Source organism: Bacillus sp. GMa5/1 (genome assembly GCF_050172015.1).
Classification (GTDB): Bacteria; Bacillota; Bacilli; order Bacillales; family Bacillaceae_G; genus Bacillus_A; species Bacillus_A cereus.
Genome location: NZ_JBNLYC010000311.1, coordinates 1 through 3,153, shown reverse-complemented (window position 1 = coordinate 3,153; position 3,153 = coordinate 1). Strand labels below are relative to the sequence as shown.

The following is a 3,153-nucleotide window of genomic DNA, read 5'->3' as shown; positions in this document are numbered from 1 at the left end:
CATATATATAAGTTGTTAATATTAAAATTTAAAACTTTACTATTTTTCATATGCAATATTACATGCGAAAAGCCATAATTTTTTTGTTATACTATGCATGTGGATTTTTCATCCAAAATCCACCCAAACGCATATTTATGTATATGCCACCCTAATTGATGAAAGTGAGAAGAGTGTTTATCATTTTTCTCACTTTTTTATTTAGGCTCTGTTAATATTGATTATTGATAAAAAGTATTAAATAAGGGAAGACACCTTAGAGTTGGTGCTTCCCTTATTTGTTGATTATTCAAATCTAAAATAGGTATTTTCTAAACCTATTCTTTGCTTTAATGTTCTGCCCAAAGCATAATTATTTGGTAATTCTTTTTCAATGACACAAATAATATAACCTGCTTTTCCTGTTGTTAAATTAGTTAGTTGTAAGTAGTTAGTGTTGTCGTAGATATAAGAAATAATATATTCATAGAAATTATTTTCTTTATCTTCTCTATTCATACCAACATTGTACACCCTAACTCTTGCTCCTACCCAAATTTTCTCATCATCATCAACATTACTTAAAGGCATCCATTTCGAGTTATCCAATATTTCACCCTTTTCTTAATTCATTCGTTTATACACGAATGTTGCTAGACACAAACTATCATAAGCATCCGTCATTTCATTGATTAGACGACCACCGACAGAGAAAAAAGACTCAACATTGCTTTTTACCCATTGAAACACTTGCTCTTTTAGTTATTTTTACATTTTGAATCTACGAAAATGAATTCCCTTATAAAAACTCTAACAGAGAATCTTCCTTCCAAATTTCACCTAGGGAATTATTTGTTTTCCAAAAAACCTACCAACATCTTTATCAACTCATTTTAGAATATTTAAACAATAATTCCATATACATTACCTGCATAAATTATTCATTTTCTTTTATATAAGACCTACCTTTTTACTTTTGATAGATTATTAGACATTGGATTATTATACATAAATCCCAAAAACATGCGGTATTTTGTAGAATTTTGTCTATCAATATGTATGTACACCCTTTTGTAGTGGATATAGACTGTGAGGTGTAAGGAGATACCTTACAAAATAATAAAAAGGAGATTATAGAATGAGTAGATTAACAAAATTCTCAAAGTTAGTATTTGCAACTTTAATCGCGGGAAGTAGTCTAAGCACCTTTGTTTCGTCACACAGTGTACAAGCTGACACCTTAGATCCTAATTACCAAGACAATATAAAATTCATACCACCTTCTAGTGCTAGGCCAAAATTGGAACAAAAAAACACTATTGTTCCAGAAGCAAAAGTTGTTAAAAACCATTATGTAAAGTACTCTAAAGCACATTTCCAAACTAAAGAAAGTATACCAAAAGAGATTTATTATTCTTCAGAAGGCTTTAAGGGCTATATACAGGCAAGTACCGTTTGGGATATGGGAGATCATTTCGCAACACTATATTCCGGAACCGTTATTCGATGTTAGACTTTTAATCCATTCTCCCCTAATGCTTAAAATGGTTAATAACTCACTGCCAATACTGTAATATCTATTGTTCATAAAATAAACCACAAAATCTTTCGATTTCATGGTTTATCAAATATAAAGATAATGCTAAACGAATACTCTAACATTACCTTCCCCAAAGTTAATTATAGAGTATTTTCAAAAAAAAGACACTCTTGTAGTGTCTTTTTTATAGTATTTTAAAAAGAATTCCACCTACTAACACCTTTTTGTTGCGCCTATTCGTTTATTTCAATATAATACTTTTCCATCTCGTATATGCAATAGACAATGATAGCTAAACTCCAACTGACACTATAATAATTATGTGTGTAGAAGTCATAGCCCGCTTTAATACCTTTCTCTATTACAACTAATGTAAATCCTAAAGCCACCCATCTGTTAATTTTCATCTTTATAAACGTTAAAGAGATAATTATTAAAAATAAAATATTTGTAAGATGATTTATCATTAGCTCATATTTTTGAATGTATACTGCCATTATACAAGCAACGATATTAGTCGCAATGCCAAAGGCAATCACCGCTCCCCAAACCCTGTCCGAAAGTCCCACTCCTGAGTCAGTCCCTTCCTAAACAAATATCCCTTTCTTTAATTCGTTCCTACACCCTATTCAAGATATGCTAAATTATCCTTGTCCGATGAATATCTATTTATCTTTTCATATAGAGCAAACAAAATTTCTACTCATAATTTTTTCTTTATTAGACAAACTATGTCTAAGCCGTTTGAACTAGCGGCTTCACTCTTCTGGTAATGAGATAGCACAATTTATTGAATTGACTAACTCATTCAATCCACTGGCACCGGCAGGCAACAAAATAGTTGTCTGCCATTTTCATGTATACTTTTTCTAATTTCATTACAAACCAAATGTGTGCTGCACTGATTTCAAAAGGACAGCATTTCATTTTTAAAAATGTAAAAAAGATAAGATCCTGTCTACTTTTGGTATAGGACTTTTTCTTTTCACACATACTATTTTTGAACCTGTTTACCGATACGTGTCCTAATGGTGTCTTGAATTCCTCCTAAAAAGGGCTGCAGATACGACTGCATGCCCTTTTATTTACGTTGCTTCTCTATATTGAGTAAAATAATTAAAAACTAAAAATGTAATATTACATTTTTTTCTGTTCAGATTATGTTAGGATTTACTTCGTAGTCGAATTATGGTTTCGTATCTAATTCAGCAATATGTGAACTGTTTACCTAAAGAAAAGACACCCAAAAGGTGTCTTTTCTTCTTTTAATCTAAAAAACATTTTTTCTGTTCAGTAAGATCCAATTATCCCTCTAACCTAAACCTCATAATTAAAGGCAATTTAATCATGGTACTCAAGAGTTTTCATCCATTTCAATATACCTATAGCTTAATTTAAAATCACATTTCCAGCACTATATTTGCTTTCCTACAGATTTTCTGTCTTGTTCTTAATTCTGTCAAAATCCTCATGTAGCTATACAAAGAATATATGCTACTATGATATTAAGAAACTATGCGTTCCCTTAACCCTGTATCCGGCCCTGTATTTATTACAGGGTCTTTGTTTATTTTATTTACTTTTATTGGCTTATAAAGGTTAATACACAACCAATTTCAATTAAAACCGTTTAA

At 30.8% G+C, this 3,153-nt stretch carries 3 protein-coding genes; 1 reads left to right on the top strand and 2 read right to left on the bottom strand.

Translation table 11 applies throughout. The features are described 5' to 3' along the window. Positions 1 to 285: 285 nt before the first annotated feature. Positions 286 to 570 (bottom strand): hypothetical protein, encoded by a 285-nt coding sequence (locus ACQGSG_RS27915; protein WP_098869852.1) that lies wholly within the window; start codon positions 568 to 570, stop codon positions 286 to 288. A 547-nt stretch (positions 571 to 1,117) separates the two neighbouring features. On the opposite strand from ACQGSG_RS27915, the gene ACQGSG_RS27910 reads away from it, so the two are divergent. After that, entirely contained in the window at positions 1,118 to 1,492 is a 375-nt protein-coding gene (locus ACQGSG_RS27910) for a hypothetical protein (RefSeq protein WP_000088957.1), read from the top strand. 260 nt (positions 1,493 to 1,752) lie between these two features. Here the strand turns inward: ACQGSG_RS27910 and ACQGSG_RS27905 are convergent, their stop codons facing one another. Further along, a complete protein-coding gene (locus ACQGSG_RS27905) occupies positions 1,753 to 2,088 on the bottom strand; it encodes a hypothetical protein (protein WP_000524433.1) in 336 nt (111 codons plus the stop codon). Positions 2,089 to 3,153 lie beyond the last annotated feature (1,065 nt).